Raw genomic sequence first — 26,200 nt, forward strand, 5'->3', positions numbered from 1 at the left:
CAGGAAACGGTGCGGCCCAGTCCCCCCTGCCAGATTTCATCCGCACGAAACACGGGTCGCGCCCGCGGCCGGATCAGGCCGTCGCCGGGCTCTCGGCCCACTCGCGGAGCATCGCGAGGGTCTCCTGCGGGCGGTCGCGGTGGGGGCTGTGGCCCGCGCCGGCGACGACCGCGTACCGGATGCGCGGGTTCGCGCTCAGCACCAGGGCGGCGAGCGAGGGAGGGAGCAGCGTCTCGACCTGCGGGTCGCCGGCCAGCACGAGGACCGGCGTGCGCAGACCCGGCAGGTCCGCCAGCAGGTCCCAGGGGTCGTTCTCGTCGATCGTCGCCGCCACCGCGGCAGGGTCGGCGGCCCGCACCGCGGCGAGCTTCTCGGCCCGGTCCCGCTCGTCCCAGAGCGGCTGCGCGACAGCGAGCTCCTCGGCCGAGACCGCGAGTCCGGCGAGCTCGCCCGCACGGACGGCGGCCCGCTGCTCCGGGGCCAGCCGGAGCACCGGGTCCAGCAGCGCCAGGCGTCCCGCCCAGCCGGCGTCACGGGCGGCGGCGCGCACCGCGACCGCTCCGCCGAGCGAGTGCCCGACGACGAGGTCGAACGGTCCCCGCGCGAGGGCGTCGTCGGCGTAGGCGTCGTGGCGGGAGGAGCCGCCGCGCGGCCCGTCGCCGTGTCCGCGCAGGTCGGGCGAGGACACGCTCCAGCCCGCCGCGGTCAGCTCGCGTGCCAGGTGCCACCAGGTGCGGCCCGAGCCGCCCAGACCGTGCAGGAGCAGCGCCCTGCCCGCCGTCATCGTCGGCGCCTCAGTCGAAGCGCGGGTCGCGGCCGGTGCGCTCGCCGGTCGCGAGCCCGGCGATCGCGGCGAGGTCCTCGTCGTCGAGGGTGAAGCCGAAGACGTCCAGGTTCTCGCGGATCCGCTCCGGCGTCACCGACTTCGGGATCACGACGACGCCGAGCTGCACGTGCCAGCGCAGCACCGCCTGCGCCGGCGAGACGCCGTGCTTCGCGGCGACGCGGGCCAGGGCGGGCTCGTCGAGGAGGCGCCCGCGGGCCAGCGGCGACCAGGCCTCGGTGACGATCCCGTGGGCGGCGTCGAAGGCGTGCAGCTCCTCCTGGGGCAGCCGCGGGTGCAGCTCGACCTGGTTGATCGCCGGCACCACTCCCGTCTCGTCCAGCAGGCGCTGCACGTGCTCCTCGGCGAAGTTCGAGACGCCGATCGAGCGGGCCCGCCCCTCGCTCTGCAGGCGCTCGAGCGCCCGGTAGGTGTCGACGTAGCGGTCGCGCGAGGGGATCGGCCAGTGCACGAGGTAGAGGTCGACGTAGTCGGTGCCGAGCAGCTCGAGGCTCCGGTCGAAGGCGGCGAGGGTCTCGTCGAAGCCGTGGTCGTCGTTCCAGACCTTGGTCGTCACGAAGACCTGCTCGCGGGGGAGGCCGCTCGCGCGGATCCCCTCGCCGACCCCGCGCTCGTTGCCGTAGAGGGTGGCCGTGTCGACGTGCCGGTAGCCGGCCTCCAGGGCGACGGCGACCGTGCGGGCCGCCTCCTCGTCGCCGATCTTGTAGACGCCGAGCCCGAGCTGGGGGATCGCGCGGCCGTCGTTGAGGGGGATCAGGGGGACGCTCATGCCTCCCATGCTGGCACGCGCGCTCAGACGCTCCAGTCGAGCTCGCCGTGCGGCCCCACGTGCACGTCGTCCTCGATCAGCGCCGCGAGACCGGCCACCCCGAAGAGGAGGCGCCGCTCCGCACGCTCCGCGTCGCTCCGCTCGTCGATGCCGCGCACGGCGAAGTGCACGTCGTGGCCCGCCTGCAGGCCCTCGACGCCGAGCCGGCCGCGGAGCGCGCGCACGGGGCGCCGGCCGATGCCGAGACCGCGCCAGAGGGAGCCGGTCTCGAGGACGACCGCCGTCTCGGAGGCGACGACCCCGTGCTGCTCGCGGTGCGCGGTGAGCTGCCACCCGTAGCCGAGGTGGTGCAGGCGGGTCGAGTGCGGGCCGCGCCAGGCGTGCGAGGACTCCTCGCGGCGGAAGTAGACGGGGCTCGGGCGGAAGGACCCCTGCCAGAGCGCGGCGGCGAGCTCGGTGCACCACTCCGGGGTCTCCGGATCTGACCACGGGTCGAGGAGGTCGGTGCGGGCGGCGGCGCGACGGTGCTCGCGCACCAGCTCCTCCGCGTCCTCCCGCAGCCCCATGTCGCCCTCCCCGTCGTGGGCCCCCACCCTAGGGTGCCCGACAGGCGCCGGACAACCGAGGCGATCGCCTAGGAGGGCAGGGTGACCGGCTCGGTGTCGGGGAGCGGACTGGCGTCGCGCCCGCGGAGATCCGGATGGTACCGGCGGCCGAGCAGGGGTACCAGGAAGCCGACCAGGGCGAAGGCGGCGGCCACGACGATCGCGGCGGTCGGCCCGGCCTGGTCGATCTGCACGCCGGCGATCGCGGAGCCCAGCGCCGCGCCGATCAGCTGACCGGTGCCGACCCAGCCGTAGGCCTCCGCCGTGTCCGAGAAGCGCACGCTCGAGGCGGTGATCGCGAACAGCGCCGCGAGAGCGGGAGCGATGCCGATGCCGGCGAGGAAGAGGGTGACGCACAGCCACCAGAAGTCGGTCGAGACCGCGGCCAGGCCCATGCCGACCGTGACGATCAGCATCCGCCGCGCGGTCGCCCACCGGCTGATCGGGATGTGGCCGAGTGCGAGACCGCCGACCAGGGAGCCCGCCGCGAACACGGCGAGCACGACGCCCGACTCCACTCCGCCCTCGCCGAAGACCGCGACCACGCCCGCCTCGACGGCCGAGCAGGCGCCGATCAGGAGGAAGCCGACGACCGTGGCCAGCAGCACCGGGGGCTTCGTGAGCACCACGCCGAGGCGGCGCGTGGAGCGCGGGATGCGGACGCGGCCCACCTCGGGCGAGGCGATGAACCAGATCCCGCCGCCGATCAGGAACGCGGCGGCGGTCAGGATGCCCGCGACCGTCGACACCTGGATCGAGACGAGCGTCGCCAGCACCGGGCCGAGCACCCAGATGATCTCCTGGGCGGAGGCGTCGAGCGAGAAGAGCGGGGTCAGCTGCGAGCTGGTGACCATCTTCGGGTAGATGGTGCGCACGGCCGGCTGCACCGGCGGCATGCTCAGGCCGGCGACGAACCCGATCACGACGAACTGCCACACCTCGAGCGGGAGCACGGCCATCGCGATGATCGCGGCCGCGCAGACCACGAGGGTGATCGTGAGCACGCGGCGCATCCCGAGCCGCCCCATCAGGCGGCTGGTCAGCGGGCCGGCGATGGCCTGCCCGATCGACATCGAGCCGAGCACCAGGCCGGCGGCGGCGTAGGAGTGGTGCACCCGCTCCACGTGCAGGAGGAACGCCAGCGAGAGCATCCCGAACGGGAAGCGCGCGGTCAGCTGCGCGAGGATGATGCGCCCCACCCCGGGGGTCTTCAGGAGATCGGTGTAGCTGCCCACCGGACGACACTAGCGCCCCCGAGGGAACCCCGGTTCGTCGAGGGAGCCCGCTGCGCGAGGCTCCCTCGACGGCTCGGGGTTCCCTCGGCGGAGGGACGCGTCAGCCGGCCAGCACCTTGCGGATCCGCTGCAGCGACACGCTCTCGGCGGTGCCGAGCGACTGCGCGAAGAAGCTCACCCGCAGCTCCTCGATCATCCAGCGGGCGCGCGCGATCCGCTCCGGGGCGTGCGCGGGCAGCGGCACGACGCCTCCGGCCGAGCGGTAGAGCTCCTGGGCGGCCTGCACCTCGTTCAGCCAGACGCGGTCGCGCCCGACGTTCTCGGCGATCTTGCCGAAGCGCTCGGTGATCGCGCCGAGGTAGCGCGGGAGGTGCCGCAGCCGCTCCACTCCGGTCGCCGAGACGAAGCCCGGGTAGACCAGTCCCGAGAGCTGCTCCCGCGCATCCGTGAGGGCGGGCAGGAGCGCCATGCTCGTCGAGGCCTTGAGCGCCTTCTCGACACCCCGAGCGGTGGTGAGGATCGTCGTGACCGTCTTCACGGTCTCGAACATCGCGTCCATGACGCTCGCCGAGACCCGGTCGCGCACGGCGTCGAACTCGGCACGGAGGAAGAGCATCCCGTCGGGCTTCATCCGCCAGAGGACCGCGTCGACGCAGGCGAGCAGGCAGTCGGTGAAGAGCGCGGTCGTGTTCTGGTACGGGCTCTGCGCGAGCACGAGCTTCTCGTTCGAGGTGAGGTGCTGCTGCACGTACGCGACGGGGCTCGGCGTCGCGAGCAGGAGGAGGCGGCGCACGCCGCGCGGGTGCTCGCGCGCCTGGTCCTCGGCCGTGGCGAGGAGGCGGATCGAGACCGAGTCGCCGTCGTCGATCAGGGCCGGGTAGGCGCGGATGGTGTTCCCGCCCTGCCGGGTGTCGGTGACCCGGGGCAGCTCCGGCATGTCCCAGGTCCTCAGACCCCGGCGCTCGAGCGCGTCGGGGACCCGGGCCTCGACCACGCGGGCGACCTCGTCGCGGACCCGGCCGCGCAGGCGCTCGGCCAGCGGGGCGAGCTCCTTGCCTGCGGCGACCGTGCGGCCCCGCTCGTCGGCGACGGCGAAGGTGACCCGGAGGTGCGAGGGGATGCGCTCGAGATCGAAGTCCTCGGGCTGCACGACCACGCCGGCCTCGCGGCGGATCGCCCCGGCCAGGGTCGCCGCGAACGACTCCGTCGGCGGGTTCGGCACGTCGTGCGGCAGGGAGGCGGTGAGCTTGCGGGCCCAGTCGTTCGCGGGCACGACGTTCCGGCGCAGGTGCTTGGGCAGCGCCTTGATCATCGCGGTGACCAGCTCGGCCCGGAGTCCCGGCACCAGCCAGTCGAAGCCGAGGGGCGTCACGCGGGGCAGGAGCGCGAGCGGCACGTGGACCGTCACTCCGTCCTCCTCCGTCCCCGGCTCGAACCGGTACGAGAGGCGGAAGCGCTGGTCGGCCTGGCGCCACTGCGTCGGGAACGCGGTCTCGTCGATCTGCTCCGCGTCCTCGGGGAGGAGGGTCTCCTGCGTCATCGTCAGCAGGTCGGGCTCGTCGTGCTGGGTCGTCCGCCACCAGGAGTCGAACGAGCGCACCGAGGTGATGTCGCGGGGGAGCCGGCGGTCGTAGAAGTCGAAGACGGCCTCGTCGTCGACGAGCAGGTCGCGGCGGCGGGTGCGCTCCTCCAGCCGCTCCAGCTCGGCCCGCAGCGCCCGGTTCTTGCGGTCGAAGGCGTGGCGCGACTCCCACTCGCCCTCGACGAGGGCGTGCCGGATGAACAGCTCGCGGGCGTACGAGGCGTCGATCCGCGAGAACTGGACGCGGCGGCGGGCGATGATCGGCACGCCGTAGAGCGTGACCTTCTCGTAGGCGACGGCCGCGCCCTGCGACTTCTCCCAGTGCGGCTCGCTGAACTGCCGCTTCACGAGGTCGCCCGCGATCGCCTCGGCCCAGGCCGGATCGATCGCGGCGTTCGAGCGGGCGAAGAGGCGGCTGGTCTCGACGAGCTCGGCGCTCATCACCGCATCGGGGAGCTTCTTGGCCAGGGCGCTGCCGGGGAAGATCGAGAACTTCGCGTTGCGGGCGCCGATGTACTGCACGTTCTGGCGCTCGCGGCTCTTCGCCGCGCGCTGCGCCTGCTGCGAGGTGGTGTCCTTGATGCCCAGGTGCGAGAGCAGGCCGGCCAGGAGGCTCCGGTGGATCCCGTCGGGGTCGACCTTCGGCTCGCCCAGCTCGAGCTTGAGGGGGCGCGCGAGCTGGCGCAGCTGGCGGAACACGTCCTGCCACTCGCGCACGCGCAGGTAGTTCAGGTACTCCGCCTTGCAGAGTCGCCGGAAGGCGCTCGAGGAGAGCTCCTCCTGCTTCTCCTCCACGTAGTTCCAGAGGTTCAGCAGGGTGAGGAAGTCGCTGGTGGGGTCCACGAAGCGCGCGTGCTGCTGGTCGGCCTGCGCGCGGCGCTCGAGCGGGCGCTCGCGGACGTCCTGGATCGTGAGGCCCGCGACGATCGCCATCACCTCGCGGCTGACGCCGTGGCGGCGGGACTCGATCACCATGCGCCCGAAGCGCGGATCGATGGGGAGCCGTGCGAGGTCGCGCCCGATGCGCGTGAGCTGCGGCGCGGCCTCCGCCGCCCCCTTCCGCGAGATGCCACTTGAGGACGCGTTCGGCGGCGTGTCGCGTACCGGAGTGGCATCTCGCGGAGCTGCGGAAGGGGCGGAGGAGGAGCCGGGGACGCGGAGGGCGCCGAGCTCCGTGAGCAGGTCGAGGCCGTCCTTGATGCCGCGGGAGTCGGGCGGAGTGAGGAACGGGAACGAGGCGATGTCGCCCAGGCCGAGCGAGATCATCTGCAGGATGACCGCGGCCAGGCCCGTGCGCAGGATCTCGGGGTCGGTGTACTCCGGGCGTCGGAGGTAGTCCTCCTCGGAGTAGAGGCGGATGGCGATGCCCGCGCTGGTGCGGCCCGAGCGGCCGGAGCGCTGGTTCGCGGAGGCCTGCGAGACGGCCTCGATCGGTAGTCGCTGCACCTTCGACCGCGCGCTGTAGCGCGAGATGCGGGCCGTGCCGCCGTCGATCACGTAGCGGATCCCGGGGACGGTGAGGCTCGTCTCCGCCACGTTCGTCGCGAGCACGACGCGGCGGCGGACGCCGGGCGTGCGCCCCTTCTCGAAGACGCGGTGCTGATCGGCCGCGGACAGGCGGCCGTAGAGGGGGAGCACCTCGGTGCCCGGCAGGCCGCGGCCGCGGATGGCGTCCTCGGCGTCGCGGATCTCGTTCTCGCCCGAGAGGAACACCAGGACGTCGCCCGGATCCTCGCGCGCCAGCTCGGCCAGGGCGTCGGCGATGCCGGTCATCAGGTCGCGGCTGCCGCTCGTCGCGTCGGGGACGTCGGTGTCGTCGTCCTCCTCCGGCTCCTCGGCGACCAGCGGGCGGTAGCGGATCTCGACCGGGTAGGTGCGGCCGGAGACCTCGATGATCGGCGCGGGCTCGCCGGCGGCGTCGGCGAAGTGGGCCGCGAAGCTCTGCGGGTCGATCGTCGCCGAGGTGATGATGACCTTCAGGTCGGGTCGCTGCGGCAGCAGGCGGTGCAGGTAGCCCAGGAGGAAGTCGATGTTGAGGCTGCGCTCGTGCGCCTCGTCGATGATGATCGTGTCGTACCGGCTGAGCATCCGGTCGTGGTTCATCTCGTTGAGCAGGATGCCGTCGGTCATGAGCTTGATCCGCGTCGAGGCGGACGCCTTGTCGGTGAACCGGACCTGGTAGCCGACCAGCCCGCCGACCTCGTCGTCGAGCTCCTCCGCGATGCGCTCGGCGATGGTGCGCGCGGCGATGCGCCGGGGCTGCGTGTGCGCGATGCTCTCGCGGCCGAGCTCCAGACAGATCTTCGGCAGCTGGGTCGTCTTGCCCGATCCGGTCGCGCCCGCGACGATGACCACCTGGTGGTCGCGGATCGCGGCGGCGATGTCCTCGCGCCGCGCCGACACGGGGAGTTCGGGCGGGTAGCGGATGCTGAGCACGTCTGACATGAGCCCTCCATCCTACGCCGCGTGCGACAATGCCCTGTCTCGTGAATCGTCGCGGGCCACCCTGCCCGGTCGGGCGCTCCGGCGCCGGTCGACCGCGGCGCACGATCCCGTGGAGCACCCCGATGAATCCGCAGTCCCTGCTGGTCGTGCTGAACATCGTGCTGCTGCTGTTCGCGATCCGGGGCGTGCTGTCGAACCCGCGGCTCTCGAAGGTCGCGAAGGTCTCGTGGGTGGCGTTCATCGTGATCGCGCCGTTCCTCGGCAGCCTCGCGTACCTGGCGCTGGGCCGTCGCGGCGGGAGCGGCGGAGGCGGCACGGTCGTCCGCGGCACGGAGCGGCCCACGGGCTGGTTCTTCGAGCGCTGAGCTCCTGTGCGTCCCGGCGGCGGGCGAGACCCGCGGATGTCGGCGCTCCGCGGACCTTCTGACCCTCCGACCCGCGGCAACCCCCTGACCGGCGGCTCCGCCCGCGTCTAGCGTGGAGCGCATGGCCGAACGTCTGCGCTCCAGTGTCAGCCCCTACCTCCGCTCGCACGCGGACAATCCGGTCGACTGGTTTCCCTGGGGCGAGGAGGCGTTCGCCGAGGCGGTGCGCCGCGACGTCCCGGTGATGGTGTCGATCGGCTACTCCACCTGCCACTGGTGCCACGTGATGGCGCGGGAGTCGTTCTCGGACCCGGTGCTCGCCGCGCGGCTGAACGCGGGCTTCGTCGCGGTGAAGGTCGACCGCGAGGAGCACCCGGACGTCGACACGGCCTACCTGACGGCCGCGAGCGCGTTCACGCGGCAGCTCGGCTGGCCGCTGACGGCCTTCGCCACCCCTGCCGGCGAGACCTTCTTCGCCGGCACCTACTTCCCGCCGCGCGCCGTCGGCGGCGTGCCCGCCTTCTCCGACGTCCTCGACGCGGTCTCGGAGGCGTGGCGGCTGCGGCGCGACGAGGTGCAGGCGACGGCAGGCGGCCTGGCCGCAGCCCTGCGCGAGGCGACCGCGGCGCTGCCCGCCGACTCCGCACTGCCCGGCGACGCCGAGCTCGACGGCGCCGTCCGCGCACTCGCGGACGAGGAGGACCGGGTGCACGGCGGCTTCGGCGGCGCCCCGAAGTTCCCGGTCGCCCCCGTGCTCGGGTTCCTGGCCTCGCGGCCCTCGGGAGCGGCGCTCGCCGAGCGCACGCTGCTCGCGCTGGCCGCGTCCCCGCTCCGCGACCGCGACGGTGGCTTCTTCCGCTACGCGACTCAGGCCGACTGGAGCGACCCGCACTACGAGCGGATGCTCTACGACAACGCGCAGCTGCTCGACGTCGCGGCCGTCCTGCTCGGGCAGGAGGGCGCCCGGGTGGAGGAGCTGACCGGGATCGCGGAGGGCGTCGCCGCGTTCCTCCTGACCACTCTCGAGCGGCCGGGCGGCGGCTTCGCGTCGGCGCAGGACTCGGAGAGCATCGTCGACGGTCAGCGCTCGGAGGGCGGCTACTACCTGGCCGAGGACCGCTCCCCCCTCGCGCCTCCCGCTCTCGACGAGAAGGTCGTCACCGGCTGGAACGGCCTGGCGATCCGCGCGCTCGCCCGCGCGGGACGCGTGCTCGGACGCGAGGAGTGGATCGACGCCGCCCGTCGCGCGGCCGATGCCGTGGTGGGGCTGCACGTCGTCGACGGGCGGGTGGCGGCGCGCGCCTCCCTCGACGGCACCGTCTCGGCCGCCCGCCCGGCGCTGGAGGACGTGGGGATGCTGGCCGGCGGGCTCCTCGAGCTCGCCCTGGCGGAGGGCCGTCCGCGCTACGCGGTCGCGGCGCGCACCCTGATCGACGGCGCGCTCGACGCGGCGGACGGCCCGCTGCCGTTCGCGCTGCCCGGGGGAGGGGACCCGGCGCTGACCGCGCGCGGCCTCCTGCTCGCGGCCGATCCCTCCGAGGGCGCCTACCCCTCCGGCCTGTCGGCGACGGCGGACGCGGCGCACGAGCTGTACCTGCTCACCGGATCGCAGCGCTACCGGGAGGCGGCCGAGGCGGTCGTCGCCTCGATCGCGCCGGGCGCGGTCCGGCAGCCGATGGGCTTCGGCGCCGTGCTCGGGCTGGCCTCGCGGCTCGCGCGCCCGGTGCGGCAGCTGGTCGTCGTCGGCCCCGGAGCGGCGGAGGCGGTGCAGGGCGCGCGGTCCGCCGGATTCGGAGTGCTGGTCGGCGTGTCCGATGAGGGCGCCCGGGACTGGGCGGGCGCGGGCTTCGAGCTGTTCGAGGGGCGGAGCTCGCGGGAGGGGCTGCCGACCGCCTACTCGTGCGAGGCCTTCGTCTGCGCCCTGCCGACGACCCGCCTGCCGGAGGAGCTGCTCACGCGGCCGTGACCACCAGCGGCGCGTCGGGGTCGGCGGCCCACTCGTTGAGCGAGCCGTCGTAGACCACCGCCGTGTCGACGCCGAGCACCGCGAGCGCGAGCGCATCGGCCGTCGCGGCGATCCCGCCGCCGCAGTAGAGGACGATCCGCTCGGCCTGGAGAGCGTCGCCGAACAGCGACCGCAGCCGCTCCGGCGGCAGGAGCGTGTTGTCGGCCCGGTCGACGAGCCGCCCGGCGGGGACGCTCCGCGAGCCCGGCAGGTGTCCGAGGCGGGGGCGGCGCCCCTCCTCCCCGGAGAACTCCTTCGGCGGCACCGCGCAGACCAGCACTCCGGGAGCCCCGCCGCGCACGACGCTCTCGACGCCGGCCTTGTCGATCCAGAGCGGCCGCTCCTCGCGGACGCTGATGCCCCCGCTTCCGACGGGCTCGACGTGCCCCGTCTCGATCGGACGCTCCTCCCGCCGCCAGGCCGAGAGCCCGCCGTCGAGCACCGCGACCGCGTCGTGCCCGGCCGCGCGCAGGAGCCACCACAGGCGCGAGGCCCACTGGCCGACCGCGGAGTCGTACACGACGACCACCGAGTCGTCGTCGATGCCGAGCGCGGCGGTCGCGGCGGCGAAGCGCTGCGGGTCGAGCCGGGTGAAGGGCAGGGGAGCCGCGGAGTGGGACAGCTGCTCGAGCAGGTCGCCGAACACGGCGCCGGGAACATGCCCCTCGAGGAGGTACTGCTCGTCGCCGCTGAGGTAGCCGGGCCGCCCGTCGAAGCCGGGCACGAGCAGCACGCTGGCGTCGACGACGACGAGGTGCTCGCGGCCGAGCTGGTCGGCCAGCCACTGGGTCGAGACGATCGGCCGGGCGAGGTACGGGGCGGAGGAGGTGCTCACCCGCCCCACGCTAGGCGCGACCGCCGACACGTGCGCTCCCGCGCGTCACGTACGGTCACGGACGCGCCGCGGGCGCTCAGCACTCGATGACGTTGACCGCGAGGCCGCCCTCGCTCGTCTCCTTGTACTTGGAGGACATGTCGATGCCGGTCTGGCGCATCGTCTCGATGACCGCGTCGAGCGAGACGCGGTGGTCGCCGTCGCCGTGCAGGGCGAGGCGGGCTGCGCTCACGGCGGTGGAGGAGGCGATCGCGTTGCGCTCGATGCAGGGGATCTGCACGAGGCCGCCGACCGGGTCGCAGGTCAGGCCGAGGTGGTGCTCCATCGCGATCTCCGCCGCGTTCTCGACCTGGCGCGGAGTGCCGCCGAGCACTGCGCAGAGCGCCCCGGCCGCCATCGCGCAGGCCGAGCCGACCTCGCCCTGGCAGCCCGCCTCCGCACCGGAGATCGACGCGTTCGTCTTGCAGAGCGAGCCGATCGCGGTGGCGGTGAGGAGGAAGCGGCGCAGCCCCGCGCGATCGGCGCCCGGGACGAAGCGGAGGTAGTAGTGCGCGACGGCGGGGATGATGCCCGCCGCTCCGTTCGTCGGAGCCGTCACCACGCGCCCGCCCGCGGCGTTCTCCTCGTTGACCGCGAGGGCGAAGGCGTGCAGCCACTCCACGGAGGTCGCGCGGGCGCGGTCGAGCGGGTCCTCCTCGAAGGCCTCGAGCCGCTCGCGCAGCACCGAGGCGCGGCGGCGGACGCCCAGGCCGCCCGGCAGCACGCCGTCGGTCGCCAGGCCGTGCTCGACGCAGGCGGCCATGGCGTCCCAGATCGCGTCGAGGCGGGCGTCGATGTCGACCCCGGGGTGCAGAGCGCGCTCGTTCGCGGCGGCGATCTCGGCGATGCCGGAGCGGGTCCGGTCGCAGGTCGCCAGCAGGTCGAGCCCGGAGACGAAGGGGTAGGGGTGCGGGGCCAGGGCCGCCAGCTCGGCGCGCTCGCCCGCGCGACGGATGAAGCCGCCGCCGATCGAGTAGTAGGTCTCCTCCCACACCGGCAGCGCGTCGTCGCCGACCCAGACGCTGAAGGTGAGGGCGTTCGGGTGCTCCGGCAGTCTCGTGCGCGGCTCGAAGGCGATGTCGTCGCGCGTCATCGCGAGCTGTTGCTCGCCGGCCAGCAGGATCGTCCCCTCCGTGTCGAGGCGCTGCCAGGCCCCGCGCACCAGCGCCGGGTCGCACGTCTCGGGGTCCAGGCCGGCGAGACCGGCGACCACCGCGTCGGGGGTGCCGTGGCCGATCCCGGTGGAGCCGAGCGAGCCGTAGAGGGTGCACCCCACCCGGCTCACGCGGCCGAGGAGCCCGGCGTCGCGGATCCGCTCGGCGAGGGCGAGGGCTGCGCGCATCGGTCCGACGGTGTGCGAGCTGGACGGGCCGATCCCCACGCTGAACAGGTCGAGGACGGAGACGTAGGCGCTCATCCGTCGAGCGTACGCCCGTCCGCGGACGGTGGGAGGGCGGGCACCTTCCCGGATGCCCGCCCTCCTCACCGTGCCGCTCGGGTCACCCCTCGCCGTTCACGTGGTCGTCACGGCCTCGCCCGGCTCCTCACCGTGCGAGGAGCCGACCCCCGCCGCGAGATGCCACTTCAGCACGCGACACGCCGCGGGAGGCGTGCACAAGTGGCATCTCGCGGAGCGCAGCGAGTCAGCGCAGCGTCTTGCGCGCCGAGATCTGACCGGTGTCGAAGCCGAGCAGGTGCAGGCCGCCGTGGAAGCGGGCGTGCTCGACCTTGATGCAGCGGTCCATCACGACGGTCAGGCCCTTCGACTCGCCGTACTCGGCCACCTCCTGGTTCCAGATCCCCAGCTGCACCCAGACCGTGGGCGCGCCGACCGCGAGGACGTCGTCGATCACGGCGGGGATGTCGCTCGCCTTGCGGAACACGTCGACGATGTCGGGCACGACCGGGAGCTCGGCGAGGCTGCGGTAGACCGGCTGCCCCAGGATCTCGGTGGCGTTCGGGTTCACGAAGTAGAGCTCGTAGTCGCTCGACTGCTGCAGGTAGGTGGCGACGAAGTAGGAGGAGCGCGCCGGGTTCGGCGAGGCGCCGACGATCGCCACCGTCTTCGCGCGGCGGAGGATGTCGAGTCGCTTGCGGGCGTCAGGGCCGACCCAGGTGCGCTGCGAGCGCAGCATCTTCGCGAGCGGCGAGTTCGCCGGGACCGAGCAGCTCAGCCCGTTGGACAGCTGGACGACCGTGTCGGCGGTGTCGGTGGTGCTCATGCTCAGACCTCCACGGCCGGGGTGTGCAGGGTGGTGGTCGTGTCCTCGGGGAGCTCGGTCGGAGCGTCGGGGGTGCCGTGCTCCTCGACCGCGCGGGCGAGCGCCTGGTCGAGATCGTAGATGATGTCGTCCGCGTCCTCGATGCCGACGGAGAGGCGGACGAGTCCGGGGAGGACGCCCGCGTGGAGGAGCTGCTCCTCGGTGAGCTGGGCGTGAGTGGTCGACGCGGGGTGGATGACCAGCGTCTTCGCGTCGCCGATGTTGGCGAGGTGGCTGGCGAGGTCGACCGACTCGATGAAGGTCTGGCCGACGGCGCGGCCGCCCTTCACCACGAAGCTGAAGACCGAGCCCGGTCCCTTCGGCAGGTACTTCTGCGCGCGGTCGTGGTGCGGGTGCGCGGGGAGCCCGGCCCAGTAGACGGCCTCGATCCGCGGGTCGGCGTCGAGCCACTCGGCGACGCGGCGCGCGTTGTCGACGTGCGCCTGGATCCGGTACGGCAGCGTCTCGACGCCCTGGGCGAGCAGGAACGCGGAGTGCGGGGCGAGGACCGGCCCGATGTCGCGCAGCTGCTCCGCGCGCAGGCGGGTGAGGAAGCCGTACTCCCCGAAGTTGCCGTCCCACGACAGGTCTCCGTAGGAGGCGACCGGGTCGTGCAGCAGCGGGAACTTCTCGGGGGAGTAGTGGAAGCGGCCCGACTCGACCACGACGCCGCCGAGCGTGGTGCCGTGCCCGCCGAGGAACTTGGTGGCCGAGTGGATGACGATGTCGGCGCCCCACTCGATCGGGCGGACGAGGTAGGGCGTGGCGACCGTGGAGTCGATGATGAGCGGGATGCCGGCGGCGTGCGCGACCGCGGCGAGCCCCTCGATGTCGGCGATCTCGCCGGAGGGGTTCGCGATCGTCTCGGCGTAGAGCACCTTCGTCTTCTCGGTGATCGCCGCCGCGTAGTCGGCCGGGTCGCTCGATCGGACGAAGGTGGTGTCCACTCCGAAGCGGCGGAGCGTGACGTCGAGCTGGGTGATCGATCCGCCGTAGAGGTTGGCGGAGGACACCACGTGGTCGCCCGCGCCGACGAGCGCCGCGAAGGTGATGAACTGCGCCGAGAGCCCGGAGGCCGTGGCGACGGCGCCGAGACCGCCCTCGAGGCTCGCGACGCGCTCCTCGAAGGAGGCGACCGTGGGGTTCGACAGGCGCGAGTAGACGTTGCCGTACTTCTGCAGTGCGAAGCGGGCCGCGGCGTCGGAGGTGTCGTCGAAGACGAAGGCGCTGGTCTGGTAGATCGGCAGAGCGCGGGCGCCCGTCACCGCGTCGGGGATGTTGCCCGCGTGGATCGCACGCGTCTTGAAGCCGTACTCACGATCTGCCATGCGATCGACGCTAGCGGGAGCCGCCGACACCGCCGCCCGGGAGCGACGCATCGCGTAACAGAGCGGTCGCGCGGATGACGAGGGTCCGCGCGGATCAGAGCGCCAGCTGCACCGCGGCCAGCCCCATCGCCGCGATCGCCGCCCACGACACCAGGGCGACGAGCAGAGCACGCCACCCCGTCGTCACGAGCGCGCGCACCCGGACGGCGCTGCCGAGCGCGAAGAGCGCCGCGGCGAGGAGCCAGGTCTGCGCGGTGTCCGCGGCGGCGAGCAGCCCCTCCGGCAGGGGGAGGAGCGTGCGCAACAGCACCGCGGCGAGGAACCCGACCACGAACAGCGGAACGATCGCGGGGCGCGTCCCGCCGGTCTCGCCGCTGCGCCTCGTGACCGCTGCCGCCACCGCGACCATCGGCGCCAGCAGGACGACGCGGGTGAGCTTCACCACGACCGCGACGGCCAGCGCCGACGCCCCCGCCACCTGGGCCGTCGCCACTACCTGGCCGACGTCGTGGACCGAGGCGCCGACCCAGTGCCCGAACTGCACGTCGGAGAGGCCGAGCGGCTGCTGGAGGGCGGGGAGCACCGCGATCGCGAGCGTGCCGCAGAGCGTCACGAGCGCGACCGGCGTCGCCTGCTCCTGCTCCTTCGCCCGGGTCGCTCCGGCCATCGCGCCGATCGCCGAGGCCCCGCAGATCGAGAAGCCCGCCGCGAGCAGCAGCGGCTCCCGGCCGGGCAGCCGGAGCGCCCGGCCCAGCGCCCAAGTCAGGGCGAAGGTGGCCAGGACGATCCCGACGACGACCAGGATCGCGCCCCAGCCCAGCGCCGCGATGTCGATCAGCGAGAGCTTCAGCCCGAGCAGGACGATGCCGGTGCGCATCAGCGAGCGGGACGAGTACTTCAGGCCCGGTGCCAGCGCCCCGCTCAGCAGGGGGCGCGCCGCCGGCAGCTGCGCCACGAGGATCCCGAGCGCGACCGCCGCGGTCAGCATCGGCACCGCCGGCACCACCGCGTGCAGCAGGGCCGCGATCACCGCCGCGACCGCGCAGGCCGCGACTCCCGGGCCCAGCCGCCGGATCAGACCCACGAGGGCAGCCACATGTGGGCCTGCCAGAAGGTGAAGGAGGTCTGCGCGCCGATCCAGAGCGGCAGGAAGTAGGCCGTCAGCGCCGCCGCAGCCACCGTGAAGACGAGCACAACGAGGACGCCGCGGGTGCGCCGCCTCCGCTCGTCGCCCGGACTCCCGATCACGATCCCGGCCGTCAGCGCCAGCGCCAGCATCATGTAGGGCTCGAAGACGACGCAGTAGAACTGGAACACCGTGCGGTCGAGGTAGAGCAGCCACGGCAGGTAGCCCGCGACGATCCCCATCAGCACGAAGCCGGCGCGCCACTCCCGGTACCGCGCGAGCCGGTAGAGGAGGTACACCAGAGCAAGGACCCCGGCGTACCAGATGAGCGGATTGGCGACCGAGGTGATCGCCTCGTCGCAGCGTGCGGCGGTGCAGCCGTCGACGCCCGTCGCCTGGTCGACGAAGTACATGCTGGTCGGCCGGAGCATCAGCAGCCAGGTCAGCGGGTTCGCCTCGTAGGGGTGCGAGGCCCGCAGATTGATCGAGTAGTCGTACATCTGCACGTGGTAATGCCAGAGGCTCTGAGCCCAGTCCGGAACCCATGCCAGAGCCCCGGTCCAGGCGTTGCCGGGAGCCTCGGTGGCCCACTGCCGTGCCCATCCGCCGGAGGTGCGCAGCCAGCCCGTCCAGGTGACGAGGTAGGCGACCAGGGCGATCGGCACGACCAGGAGGAACGTGACCGGACCCTGCTTGAGGATCGCGCCGCTGCCCCAGAACGGCACGCCCGCCCGGCGCCGCATCAGCGCGTCGACGACCACCGCGTACACGCCGTACGCCGCGAGGAAGTAGACGCCCGTCCACTTCACGCCCGCGGCCAGACCGAAGAGCGCGCCGGCCGCGAGGAGCCAGGGCCGCCACCACAGGACCGGCCCCCAGCTCGGCAGCGCTCCCGCCGCCACCTTCCGCGCCAGCTGCAGCTCGGCCCAGCGCCGGTCCAGCAGCACCGCCGCGACTCCGCAGAGCGCGACGAACATCAGGATCCCGTCCAGCAGCGAGACCCGCGACATCACGATCGCGTGGCCGTCGAGCGCGAGCATCAGCCCCGCGAAGGAGGAGAGGAGGGTGGAGCGGAACAGGAGGCGGCCGATCACGATCACCAGGGCGACGGCGAGGATCCCTACGACGGCGGTCGAGACGCGCCAGCCGACGCTGTCGTCCGCGCCGAACACGCCCATCCCGAGCCCGATGATCCACTTGCCCAGCGGCGGATGCACGACGAAGGACGGCGCCCCCGTGAAGGTGTCCACGTCGCCGGCCGCGAAGCCGGGATCCGGGTTCTCGGGCCAGGCGCCCTCGAACCCGAGGTTCCAGAGGGTCCAGGCGTCCTTCACGTAGAAGGTCTCGTCGAACACGAGCGAGCGCGGGTGGCCGAGGTTCCACAGCCGCAGGACCGCGGCAAGAGCGACCACCACCAGCGGCAGTCCGAGCTCGTACAGTCGGCGGCGCGCGGGGGAGGCGACGAGCCGGGTGTGCAGGTCGTCGAACCAGGAGCCGCGCGGCACGTCCGGGAGGGGGGTGCGCTCGCGCGGGGCGGACGCCTCGGCGGGCTCCACCGGGACCGAGCGCGCCGATCCGGCCGCGTCCAGGAGCAGGTCGTCGAAGTCGCGCTGCGGTCGGTCCGTCACCCGGCCATGCTAACGGGGCGCCTCCTCCCGGGACGGCGGCGATCCGCGGCGGGAGGCCCCGGACCCGGCCTGGGAGACTGGCGGCATGATCATCCTCGCCGGCACTCCCATCGGAAACCTCGGCGACGCCTCCCGCCGGCTCGTGGAGGCGCTGGGCACCGCCCGCCACGTCGCGGCCGAGGACACGCGCGTGACCATCCAGCTGATGCGCGCACTCGGGGTGGAGAACCGGCCGGCGCTCTACGCGCTGCACGACCACAACGAGCGCGAGCGCGCCGCCGAACTGGTGGAGCTGGCCCGCGAGGAGGACCTGCTCGTGCTGAGCGACGCGGGCATGCCGACGGTCTCGGACCCGGGCTACCACCTGGTCGAGGCGGCGGTGGCGGCGGGAGTCGCGGTCACCGCGCTGCCCGGGCCGTCGGCGGTGCTGATGGCGCTCGCCGTGTCCGGGCTCCCGACGGACCGCTTCAGCTTCGAGGGCTTCCTCCCCCGCCGTCACGGCGAGCGGGTCTCGACCTTTCGGGCGCTCGTCGACGAGCGGCGCACCATGGTCTTCTTCGAGTCGCCGCACCGGATCGGCGACGCGCTCGCCGACCTGGTCGAGGCGATGGGCCCGGAGCGGCGCGTGGTCGTCTGCCGCGAGCTCACCAAGATGTTCGAGGAGGTCCGGCGCGGCACGGCGGCCGAGCTGGCCGAGTGGGCGGCCGACGGCCTGCGCGGCGAGATCTGCCTGGTCGTCGAGGGGGCCCCCGCGCGGGAGGCGTCGCTCGAGGACGCGCTGGCCGACGTGCTGGCCCGCGTCGAGGCCGGATCGCGGCTGAAGGAGGCGTCGGCGGAGGTCGCCGAGATCACCGGGCTCTCGCGCCGCGCGCTCTACGAGGCGGCGCTCGCCTCTCGCCGCGGCTGAGCGCTCCCTCCCCGGCGGCGCTCGCGGCCGGCCGTCCACAGCCTCCGTCACAGGCCGGGAGCGGTGCCGCGCGGTGAATAGGATGGTCGCCATGTCCGACGGCGCCTCCTTCTACCTCACGACCCCGATCTTCTACGTGAACGACGTCCCGCACATCGGGCACGCGTACACCGAGGTCGCCGCCGACGTGCTCACCCGCTGGCACCGCCAGGCGGGCGACGACACCTGGCTGCTGACCGGCACCGACGAGCACGGCCAGAAGATCCTCCGCACCGCCACCGCGAACGGCACGACTCCCCAGGAGTGGGCCGACCGCCTCGTGAAGACGGCCTGGCAGCCGCTGCTCGAGACCATCGACATCGCCAACGACGACTTCATCCGCACCACGGACGCGCGGCACGAGGTCAACGTCCAGAAGTTCCTGCAGAAGCTGTACGACGAGGACGCGATCTACACCGGCGAGTACGAGGGCTACTACTGCGTGGGCTGCGAGGAGTACAAGCAGCTGTCCGACCTCGAGGAGGGCACCGGCGACTACGCCGGCCAGTACGTCTGCAAGATCCACTCCAAGCCGGTCGAGCTGCTGAAGGAGAAGAACTACTTCTTCAAGATGAGCGAGTACACCGAGCGGCTGCTCGCGCTCTACGAGGAGCGTCCCGACTTCGTCCAGCCCGAGTCGGCGCGCAACGAGGTCGTGAGCTTCGTCCGCCAGGGCCTGGCCGACCTGTCGATCTCGCGCTCCAGCTTCGACTGGGGCGTGAAGGTCCCGTGGGACGACTCGCACGTCGTCTACGTCTGGTTCGACGCGCTGCTCAACTACATCACGGCGGTCGGCTACGGCCAGGACGAGGCGGAGTTCGAGCGCCGCTGGCCCGCGACCCACATCGTCGGCAAGGACATCCTGCGGTTCCACGCGGTGATCTGGCCCGCCATGCTCATGGCCGCGGGCCTCGAGGTGCCGAAGCAGGTGTTCGGCCACGGCTGGCTGCTGGTCGGCGGCGAGAAGATGTCGAAGTCGAAGCTCACCGGTATCGCGCCCGAGCAGATCACCGACACCTTCGGCTCCGACGCCTTCCGCTACTACTTCCTCCGGGCCATCACCTTCGGCCAGGACGGCTCGTTCTCGTGGGAGGACCTGTCGGCGCGCTACCAGTCCGAGCTCGCGAACGGCTTCGGCAACCTCGCCTCGCGGGTCGTCGCGATGCTGCACCGCTACTACGACGGCGTGGTGCCCGCGCCCGGCGAGCCCACCGAGGCGGAGGAGCGCGTGCAGCGCACCGTCGCCGAGGCCGCCGCGTCGGCCGACCGGTCGATCGACGCGCTCGCGATCCACGACGCGATCACCGCCGTCTGGAGCATCGTCGAGGAGCTCAACGGCTACATCACCGAGCAGGAGCCGTGGGCGCTCGCCAAGCGCGAGGAGCGCGAGCGCCTCGGCACGGTGCTCTACACCGCGACGGAGGGGCTGCGCGCCCTGGCCGTGCTGCTCTCGCCGGTCGTCCCCCGCGCGACGGCGTCCCTCTGGGAGGCGCTCGGCGTGACGGAGTCGCTGGGCGGCCTCACCGCGCAGCCGATCCGCGAGGCGGGCCAGTGGGGAGTCCTCCCCGTCGGCACGACCGTCGGCACGCTCGCCGCGCTCTTCCCGCGCATCGAGGCGCCCGCGTCCTGACGGCTGCGCCCGCCTGCGGGCGGAGCGTCCGGGCCGCGACAGCCCGGGGCTGCGGCCCTCCGCAGCCCTCCGGGTAGCCTGGAGCGCATGACCGACAGCCAGCACGTCCGCTCCCGCGAGGCCTCGTCCGGCCGCGACCTGACGTACCCGCCGCTGCCCGAGGCGCTCGTCGTCCCCGTCTACGACAACCACACCCACCTCGAGATCGCCGACGGCCTCGAGCCGCTCGACCACCGGGAGCAGCTCGACCGGGCCTCCACCGTCGGGGTCCGCGGCGTCGTCCAGGTCGGCACCGACGTCGAGACGAGCCGCTGGTCGGCCGAGCAGGCGGCGAGCGAGCCGCGCATGCTGGCCGCCGTCGCGATCCACCCCAACGAGGCGCCCGAGCTGGAGCAGCGCGGCGAGCTCGACGCCGCGCTCGCCGTCATCGCCGAGCTGGCCGAGCAGCCGCGGGTGCGCGCCATCGGCGAGACCGGGCTCGACTTCTTCCGCACCGGCGAGAGCGGCCGCGCCGCGCAGTTCCGCTCCTTCGAGGAGCACATCCGCATCGCGAAGGAGCACGACCTCGCGCTGCAGATCCACGACCGCGACGCGCACCGCGAGGTCATCGACACCCTGCGCCGCGTCGGCGCCCCCGAGCGCACGGTCTTCCACTGCTTCTCCGGCGACGCCGAGATGGCGCGGATGTGCACGGACGAGGGCTGGTACCTCTCCTTCGCCGGCACCGTGACGTTCAAGAACGCCGAGCCGCTGCGGGAGGCGCTCGTCGCGACCCCGCGGCACCTCATCCTGGTCGAGACCGACGCGCCCTACCTCACACCGTCGCCCTTCCGCGGCCGCCCGAACGCGCCCTACCTCCTCCCGCACACCCTGCGCTCGATGGCCGCGACCCTCGAGACCGACGTCGGCCACCTCGCCGCGACGATCGCCTCCAACACGGAGGCCGTGTACGGCGAGTGGGGCGGCGAGGTCGGCTCCGAGCCGACGGAGCCGGTCGGACCCCTCGCATGAGCGGCCGCCACGCCGCGGAGCCGACGGCCGCCGCGGTCCCGCGCCTGCTGGGCCCGGCCGAGATCCGCGACCTCGCGGGCCTGCTCGACGTCACGCCGACCAAGAAGCTCGGCCAGAACTTCGTGCACGACGCCAACACGGTCCGCCGCATCGTCAAGCTCGCGCGGGTGCGCCCGGGGGAGACGGTCGTCGAGATCGGCCCCGGTCTCGGATCGCTGACCCTCGGCCTGCTCGAGGCGGGCGCGCAGGTCGTGGCGGTCGAGATCGACGGACGCCTCGCGGAGCAGCTGCCGCGCACCGTCGAGCTGATGGCTCCGGGAGCCGATCTCGCGGTCGTGCACGCGGACGCGATGAAGGTGCTCGACCTTCCGGGGGAGCCGGTCCGGCTCGTCGCCAACCTCCCGTACAACATCTCGGTTCCGGTGCTCCTGCACTTCCTCGAGCACTTCGCGAGCATCCGGTCCGGAGTGGTGATGGTGCAGTCCGAGGTCGGGCACCGGCTCGCCGCCGGTCCCGGCTCCAAGGTCTACGGCGGTCCGAGCGTCAAGGCGGCGTGGTTCGGCTCCTGGTCGACCGGCGGCACGGTCTCGCGTCAGATCTTCTGGCCGGTGCCGAACGTCGACAGCGTCCTCGTCGCGTTCGACCGCGGCGAGGAGCCGGGCGACGAGACCCTGCGCCGCGCCGTCTTCGCGGTCGTCGACGCGGCGTTCGCCCAGCGGAGGAAGATGCTCCGCCAGTCGCTCGCGCCCCTCTTCGGCGACAGCGCCGCCGCGATCGTCGCGCTCGAGCGGTCCGGCGTCCCGCAGACCGCGCGCGGCGAGGAGCTGGACGTCGCCGCCTTCGTCCGCCTGGGCCGCGAGCTCGATCCGGCGCGGGTGCCCGTCCGCGGCGCGGCGGTGCCCGACGGGTCGCCGGCGGAGACCGACGGGGACGACGCGGACGGCGACGGGGAGCCCGCCCCGGGTGCGGACGAGGGCGCCTCCGCCACCCTGTAGCGTGGATGCATGGCCCATCGCGCGACGTCGACCCGGGTCCACGCGCGGGCGCCCGGCAAGATCAACGTGTTCCTCAAGGTCGGCGCCGTGCGCGACGACGGGTACCACGAGCTGGCCACCGCGTTCCAGTCGCTCTCGCTCTACGAGGACGTGTTCGCAGAGGACGCGGCCGACTTCTCGGTCTCCTTCTCGGGCTCGATCGACACCTCGCGCCTGGCTGTCGACGGCTCCAACCTCGCCGTCAAGGCGGCGCGAGCGCTCGCCCGGGCGACCGGCTACCGCGGCGGCGCGCACCTCGAGATCGAGAAGAACGTCCCCATCGCCGGCGGCATGGGCGGCGGCTCGGCCGACGCGGCCGCGACCCTCCTCGCCTGCGACGCGCTCTGGGGCACGGCCTGCACGAGGGAGCAGCTGCTCGGCATCGCCGCAAGCCTCGGCGCCGACGTCCCCTTCTCCTTCACCGGCGGCACCGCGATCGGAGTCGGCCGTGGCGACGAGCTGAGCCCGGCGCTCGCCAAGGGCCGCTTCGAGTGGGTGCTGGTCCTCTCGGAGGAGGGACTGTCGACCCCCGAGGTCTACAGCGAGCTCGACCGGCACCGCGAGCGCCACCTGCACGACTTCCGCCCGATCTCGGCGACCCCCGCCATCGATCCGAACGTTCTGCAGGCCCTCCGCGCCGGCGACGCCGCCATGCTCGCCGACGCGATGCACAACGACCTCCAGGCGCCTGCGCTGCACCTGCAGCCCGGGCTCGCGCGCATCCTCGAGCTCGGCGAGGGCCGCGGGGCGCTCGGCGGCCTCGTCTCGGGGTCCGGCCCGACCGTGGCGTTCCTCGCTCCGGACGCCGATGCGGCGGCCGACCTGCAGCGCGAGCTCAGCTCCGCGCGGCTGCGCGCCGTGCGGGTGTCCGGCCCGGTCCACGGGGCGCGCCTGCTCTCGACCTAGTCGCGGAGGCGGTGCCTCCCCAGCGGGTCGCACGAGCCTCGCATCCTGCCGCCCGGCGCGCTCCACAGACGGTCCGCAGAGAAGTTCCGACCTCGTGGCTTAGAGTGCCGCTCATGTCCCGCCGCGCCACCCTCTTCGCGATCCTCTCCGGGATCGTGGCCGCCGTCGTCGCCCTCGCGGCCGCCGAGGTCGTCGCGGTCTTCACCGGAGCGGGCGGCAGTCCGCTGGTCGCGGTCGGCGGCTTCGTCATCGACATCGTGCCCCCGGGTGTGAAGGACACGGTCATCGCGCTCTTCGGCACCGGCGACAAGCTGGTGCTCCTGGTCTCGATCGGACTCGCGATCGCGCTGCTGGCCGTCGGCGCGGGAGTGCTCGAGTACCGCCGCCCGCCGTTCGGCGTGCTGCTGCTGGCCGTCGTCGCGGGCGCCGGTGCGCTCGCCGCCGTCAGCCGCGAGGGCGCCTCCGGGATCGACGCCGCACCGAGCGTCGTCGGCATGGTGGCGGGCGCCGCTGTCCTCCGCTCGGCGTCCGTCCGCCTCCGCGGCTGGCAGGAGGAGCGCGAGAGCGACTCCCCGGACCGCCGGTCGTTCCTCCGCCTGGTCGGGATCGCCGGCGTCGCCGCGGTCGCCGCCGGCATCGGCGCCCGCTTCCTCACCTCCGCCTCCGCCGCCGTGACCGCCGTGCGCGAGGCCGTGTCCCTTCCGGCACCCGCGTCGGCCGTCGCGCCGGTCCCGGCCGGTGCCGTGCTCGACGACATCGACGGCATCAGCTCCTTCGTCACTCCCAACGCCTCGTTCTACCGGATCGACACGGCGCTCTCGGTGCCCTCGGTCGAGCCCGCCGACTGGTCGCTGAAGATCACCGGCATGGTGGAGGAGGAGATCGAGATCACCTGGGACGAGCTGCTCGCGCTGCCGCTCGAGGAGCACCTGGTCACCCTGTCCTGCGTGTCCAACGAGGTGGGCGGCGACCTGATCGGCACCGCCCTCTGGCTGGGCTACCCGATCCGCGAGCTCCTGGCCCGGGCCCGGCCGACGGCCGGCGCCGACATGGTGCTCTCGCGGAGCATCGACGGCTTCACCGCCTCCAGCCCGCTCGACGTGCTGCAGGACGAGGACCGCGCGAGCCTGCTCGCCGTCGGGATGAACGGCGAGCCGCTCCCGGTCGAGCACGGCTTCCCGGTCCGGATGGTCGTCCCCGGCCTCTACGGCTACGTCTCGGCGACGAAGTGGGTCGTCGAGCTGAAGGTCACCACGTTCGCGGAGGACCTGGCGTACTGGTCGACGCGCGGCTGGACCGAGCGCGGGCCGATCAAGATCGAGTCGCGGATCGACGTGCCGCGGCAGGGCCAGCCCGTCGAGGCGGGGACGGTCGCCGTGGCGGGAGTCGCGTGGGCGCCGCACACCGGCATCGCGAAGGTGGAGGTGCAGATCGACGGCGGCGCCTGGCAGGAGGCGCGCCTCGCCGAGCAGGTCACCGCGGACACCTGGATCCAGTGGGTCCTCGAGTGGGACGCGACGGTCGGCGACCACGTCGTCACGGTGCGCGCGACCGACACGGACGGCACGGTGCAGACCACGGTCGAGCGCCCGCCCGCCCCCGACGGCGCGACGGGGCTGCACCGCCGCTCGGTGTCCGTCTCGGAGCCTGCGCCCGCGGGCTGAGGCCCCGCGGCCGCCACCTCGCCGACCCGGCGCCGTGATCGCCCCGCGGCGGAGCGCTCAGGCGGCACCGCCTAGGCTGGATCCCTATGGCACATCTGCTGGGCGCCGAGGCGCTGCGACTCGAGTACCCCACACGCGTGATCTTCGACGACGTCTCCCTGGGGATCGAGGAGGGCGACCGCATCGGGATCGTCGGACGCAACGGCGACGGCAAGTCGACCCTCCTGCGCCTGCTCGCGCAGCGCATCGAGCCGGACAGCGGCCGCGTCACGCACCGCCGCGGCGTCACGCTCGGGATGCTCGACCAGGCCGACACGGTCGACGAGGACCTCACCGTCGCCCAGGCCGTCGTCGGCGGGCTCCAGGAGCACGAGTGGGCGGGCGACGCGCGCACCCGCGACGTGATCGCCGGCCTGCTGCGCGACGTCCCCTGGGACGGCGTCGTCGGCTCCCTCTCGGGCGGCCAGCGGCGCCGGGTCGCCCTCGCGAAGCTGCTCGTCGGAGACTGGGACGTCGTCTTCCTCGACGAGCCCACCAACCACCTCGACGTCGAGGGCATCGCCTGGCTCGCCGAGCACCTCAAGCGCCGCTGGGCGGCGTCGTCGGGCGGGCTCGCGGTCGTCACCCACGACCGGTGGTTCCTCGACGAGATCTGCACCGCGACCTGGGAGGTGCACGACCGCCTCGTCGAGCCCTTCGAGGGCGGCTACGCGGCGTACATCCTGCAGCGCGTCGAGCGCGACCGGATGGCCTCGACCATGGAGGCCAAGCGCCAGAACCTGATGAAGAAGGAGCTGGCGTGGCTCCGGCGCGGGGCGCCCGCCCGCACGGCCAAGCCCAAGTTCCGGATCGACGCCGCGAACCAGCTGATCGAGGACGAGCCTCCGGTGCGCGACTCGGTCTCGCTCTCGCAGCTCGCCGTCTCGCGCCTGGGCAAGGACGTCGTCGACCTGCTCGACGTCACCGTCCGCTACGGCGAGCGGACCGTCCTCAACCGCATCGAGTGGCGGATCGCGCCGGGCGAGCGCACCGGCATCCTGGGCGTGAACGGTGCCGGCAAGTCGACCCTCCTCGGCCTGGTCGCGGGCAGCGTGGAGCCGACGAGCGGCCGGGTGAAGCGCGGCACCACCGTGCGCGTCGCGATCCTCGACCAGCAGCTGCGCGAGCTGACCGGGGTCCAGCACCGGCCCGTCCGGGAGATCATCGCGGAGCAGCGCACCAGCTACTCCATCGGCGGCAAGGAGATGACCCCGGGCCAGCTGCTCGAGCGGCTCGGCTTCTCGAGCGCGCAGCTCTCGACGCCGGTGAAGGACCTCTCGGGCGGCCAGCGCCGGAGGCTCCAGCTCCTGCTCATCCTGCTCAGCGAGCCCAACGTGCTGATCCTCGACGAGCCGACCAACGACCTCGACACCGACATGCTCGCGGCGATCGAGGACCTGCTCGACTCCTGGCCGGGCACCCTTCTCGTCGTCTCGCACGACCGGTACCTGCTCGAGCGCGTCACCGACCAGCAGTACGCGGTCATGGACGGCGCGTTCCGCCACCTGCCCGGCGGCGTCGAGCAGTACCTCGACCTGCGCCGCGCGCTCGAGAAGGGCGCGCCCGTGACGGCGTCCTCGGGCGCCTCCTCCGCTGCGCCGGTGTCGAGCGGACTGGCGGGGGCCGAGCGCCGCACCGCCGAGAAGGAGGTGTCGGCGATCGACCGGCGCCTGCACAAGCTGACGCAGCTCACGAAGACCGTGCACGAGAAGATGGCGACCCACGACCAGGACGACTACGACGGCATCCTGGCGCTGAACGCCTCCCTCCGCGCCTACGAGGACGAGACCGCCGAGCTCGAGCTGCGCTGGCTGGAGCTCTCGGAGCAGCTCGAGGGCTGAGCGCGGCCCGGAACATCAGCTGAGAAGGGAGTGCCTCCGCTGTGGGGCGAGGGGCCCCGTCT

20 protein-coding genes are annotated in these 26,200 nt (G+C 73.3%); 9 read left to right on the plus strand and 11 right to left on the minus strand.

The annotated features are described in order from the left end of the window. Positions 1-73 precede the first annotated feature (73 nt). The 5 genes from GSU45_RS05150 to hrpA all read right to left on the minus strand — a co-directional run bounded on the left by GSU45_RS05150 (position 74) and on the right by hrpA (position 7,480). A complete protein-coding gene (locus GSU45_RS05150) occupies positions 74-784 on the minus strand; it encodes an alpha/beta hydrolase (protein WP_159913260.1) in 711 nt (236 codons plus the stop codon). A gap of 10 nt (positions 785-794) precedes the next feature. Then, complete coding sequence (locus GSU45_RS05155) at positions 795-1,613, minus strand: aldo/keto reductase (protein WP_159913262.1); 819 nt, start codon at positions 1,611-1,613, stop codon at positions 795-797. Between the two features lie 23 nt (positions 1,614-1,636). Next, positions 1,637-2,179, minus strand: a complete 543-nt coding sequence (locus GSU45_RS05160; protein ID WP_104226914.1) for a hypothetical protein — start codon at positions 2,177-2,179, stop codon at positions 1,637-1,639. A 68-nt stretch (positions 2,180-2,247) separates the two neighbouring features. Then, complete coding sequence (locus tag GSU45_RS05165; RefSeq protein ID WP_159913264.1) at positions 2,248-3,453, minus strand: MFS transporter; 1,206 nt, start codon at positions 3,451-3,453, stop codon at positions 2,248-2,250. A 100-nt stretch (positions 3,454-3,553) separates the two neighbouring features. Then, positions 3,554-7,480: an ATP-dependent RNA helicase HrpA gene (gene hrpA / locus GSU45_RS05170; protein ID WP_159913266.1), complete on the minus strand. Its 3,927-nt coding sequence runs from the start codon at positions 7,478-7,480 to the stop codon at positions 3,554-3,556. A 122-nt stretch (positions 7,481-7,602) separates the two neighbouring features. Here hrpA and GSU45_RS05175 point away from each other — a divergent pair, with 122 nt between their 5' ends. Then, complete coding sequence (locus GSU45_RS05175; protein WP_159913268.1) at positions 7,603-7,845, plus strand: PLDc N-terminal domain-containing protein; 243 nt, start codon at positions 7,603-7,605, stop codon at positions 7,843-7,845. Between the two features lie 121 nt (positions 7,846-7,966). Next, on the plus strand, positions 7,967-9,811 hold the full coding sequence (locus tag GSU45_RS05180; protein ID WP_159913270.1) for a DUF255 domain-containing protein: 1,845 nt from the start codon (positions 7,967-7,969) through the stop codon (positions 9,809-9,811). On the opposite strand, the gene GSU45_RS05185 is transcribed toward GSU45_RS05180, so the two are convergent. From GSU45_RS05185 to GSU45_RS05210, 6 genes are all read right to left on the minus strand, one after another. Beyond that, positions 9,798-10,685 (minus strand): rhodanese-like domain-containing protein, encoded by an 888-nt coding sequence (locus tag GSU45_RS05185; protein ID WP_159913272.1) that lies wholly within the window; start codon positions 10,683-10,685, stop codon positions 9,798-9,800. The genes GSU45_RS05180 and GSU45_RS05185 overlap by 14 nt on opposite strands. Before the next feature lie 76 nt (positions 10,686-10,761). Next, a complete protein-coding gene (locus tag GSU45_RS05190) occupies positions 10,762-12,141 on the minus strand; it encodes an L-serine ammonia-lyase (protein ID WP_159913274.1) in 1,380 nt (459 codons plus the stop codon). A gap of 226 nt (positions 12,142-12,367) precedes the next feature. Continuing rightward, positions 12,368-12,946 (minus strand): CoA-binding protein, encoded by a 579-nt coding sequence (locus tag GSU45_RS05195; RefSeq protein WP_159913276.1) that lies wholly within the window; start codon positions 12,944-12,946, stop codon positions 12,368-12,370. A 2-nt stretch (positions 12,947-12,948) separates the two neighbouring features. Further along, positions 12,949-14,313, minus strand: coding sequence for an O-acetylhomoserine aminocarboxypropyltransferase/cysteine synthase family protein (locus GSU45_RS05200; RefSeq protein WP_159913278.1), 1,365 nt, complete (start codon positions 14,311-14,313; stop codon positions 12,949-12,951). 94 nt (positions 14,314-14,407) lie between these two features. Continuing rightward, positions 14,408-15,397: a putative sulfate exporter family transporter gene (locus GSU45_RS05205; protein ID WP_244248225.1), complete on the minus strand. Its 990-nt coding sequence runs from the start codon at positions 15,395-15,397 to the stop codon at positions 14,408-14,410. Next, a complete protein-coding gene (locus tag GSU45_RS05210; RefSeq protein ID WP_244248226.1) occupies positions 15,388-17,067 on the minus strand; it encodes a phospholipid carrier-dependent glycosyltransferase in 1,680 nt (559 codons plus the stop codon). Before GSU45_RS05210 ends, GSU45_RS05205 begins: the two co-directional genes overlap by 10 nt. 85 nt (positions 17,068-17,152) lie before the next feature. Here GSU45_RS05210 and rsmI point away from each other — a divergent pair, with 85 nt between their 5' ends. The 7 genes from rsmI (at position 17,153) to GSU45_RS05245 (ending at position 26,138) form a co-directional block, all read left to right on the plus strand. Then, a complete protein-coding gene (gene rsmI / locus GSU45_RS05215) occupies positions 17,153-17,974 on the plus strand; it encodes a 16S rRNA (cytidine(1402)-2'-O)-methyltransferase (RefSeq protein ID WP_159913282.1) in 822 nt (273 codons plus the stop codon). A 91-nt stretch (positions 17,975-18,065) separates the two neighbouring features. After that, positions 18,066-19,643, plus strand: coding sequence for a methionine--tRNA ligase (gene metG / locus GSU45_RS05220; RefSeq protein ID WP_159913284.1), 1,578 nt, complete (start codon positions 18,066-18,068; stop codon positions 19,641-19,643). 87 nt (positions 19,644-19,730) lie between these two features. Further along, complete coding sequence (locus GSU45_RS05225) at positions 19,731-20,654, plus strand: TatD family hydrolase (protein ID WP_104276383.1); 924 nt, start codon at positions 19,731-19,733, stop codon at positions 20,652-20,654. Then, positions 20,651-21,649 (plus strand): 16S rRNA (adenine(1518)-N(6)/adenine(1519)-N(6))-dimethyltransferase RsmA, encoded by a 999-nt coding sequence (gene rsmA / locus GSU45_RS05230; RefSeq protein ID WP_159913286.1) that lies wholly within the window; start codon positions 20,651-20,653, stop codon positions 21,647-21,649. Before GSU45_RS05225 ends, rsmA begins: the two co-directional genes overlap by 4 nt. Positions 21,650-21,658: 9 nt before the next feature. Next, entirely contained in the window at positions 21,659-22,594 is a 936-nt protein-coding gene (locus GSU45_RS05235) for a 4-(cytidine 5'-diphospho)-2-C-methyl-D-erythritol kinase (protein ID WP_159913288.1), read from the plus strand. A 113-nt stretch (positions 22,595-22,707) separates the two neighbouring features. Next, positions 22,708-24,258, plus strand: coding sequence for a molybdopterin-dependent oxidoreductase (locus GSU45_RS05240; RefSeq protein ID WP_159913290.1), 1,551 nt, complete (start codon positions 22,708-22,710; stop codon positions 24,256-24,258). A gap of 86 nt (positions 24,259-24,344) precedes the next feature. Beyond that, positions 24,345-26,138, plus strand: coding sequence for an ABC-F family ATP-binding cassette domain-containing protein (locus GSU45_RS05245; RefSeq protein ID WP_159913292.1), 1,794 nt, complete (start codon positions 24,345-24,347; stop codon positions 26,136-26,138). Positions 26,139-26,200 lie beyond the last annotated feature (62 nt).

The sequence above is a fragment of the Rathayibacter sp. VKM Ac-2801 genome, from assembly GCF_009834245.1.
Taxonomy (GTDB): domain Bacteria; phylum Actinomycetota; class Actinomycetes; order Actinomycetales; family Microbacteriaceae; genus Rathayibacter.

Coding starts and splice junctions, on each gene's coding strand:
- hrpA (WP_159913266.1), bottom strand. CDS start 7,480: ATGTCAGACGTGCTCAGCATCCGCTACCCGCCCGAACTCCCCGTGTCG.
- GSU45_RS05160 (WP_104226914.1), bottom strand. CDS start 2,179: ATGGGGCTGCGGGAGGACGCGGAGGAGCTGGTGCGCGAGCACCGTCGC.
- GSU45_RS05155 (WP_159913262.1), bottom strand. CDS start 1,613: ATGAGCGTCCCCCTGATCCCCCTCAACGACGGCCGCGCGATCCCCCAG.
- GSU45_RS05225 (WP_104276383.1), top strand. CDS start 19,731: ATGACCGACAGCCAGCACGTCCGCTCCCGCGAGGCCTCGTCCGGCCGC.
- GSU45_RS05245 (WP_159913292.1), top strand. CDS start 24,345: ATGGCACATCTGCTGGGCGCCGAGGCGCTGCGACTCGAGTACCCCACA.
- GSU45_RS05150 (WP_159913260.1), bottom strand. CDS start 784: ATGACGGCGGGCAGGGCGCTGCTCCTGCACGGTCTGGGCGGCTCGGGC.
- metG (WP_159913284.1), top strand. CDS start 18,066: ATGTCCGACGGCGCCTCCTTCTACCTCACGACCCCGATCTTCTACGTG.
- GSU45_RS05200 (WP_159913278.1), bottom strand. CDS start 14,313: ATGGCAGATCGTGAGTACGGCTTCAAGACGCGTGCGATCCACGCGGGC.
- rsmI (WP_159913282.1), top strand. CDS start 17,153: ATGATCATCCTCGCCGGCACTCCCATCGGAAACCTCGGCGACGCCTCC.
- GSU45_RS05175 (WP_159913268.1), top strand. CDS start 7,603: ATGAATCCGCAGTCCCTGCTGGTCGTGCTGAACATCGTGCTGCTGCTG.
- GSU45_RS05195 (WP_159913276.1), bottom strand. CDS start 12,946: ATGAGCACCACCGACACCGCCGACACGGTCGTCCAGCTGTCCAACGGG.
- GSU45_RS05190 (WP_159913274.1), bottom strand. CDS start 12,141: ATGAGCGCCTACGTCTCCGTCCTCGACCTGTTCAGCGTGGGGATCGGC.
- rsmA (WP_159913286.1), top strand. CDS start 20,651: ATGAGCGGCCGCCACGCCGCGGAGCCGACGGCCGCCGCGGTCCCGCGC.
- GSU45_RS05240 (WP_159913290.1), top strand. CDS start 22,708: ATGTCCCGCCGCGCCACCCTCTTCGCGATCCTCTCCGGGATCGTGGCC.
- GSU45_RS05180 (WP_159913270.1), top strand. CDS start 7,967: ATGGCCGAACGTCTGCGCTCCAGTGTCAGCCCCTACCTCCGCTCGCAC.
- GSU45_RS05235 (WP_159913288.1), top strand. CDS start 21,659: ATGGCCCATCGCGCGACGTCGACCCGGGTCCACGCGCGGGCGCCCGGC.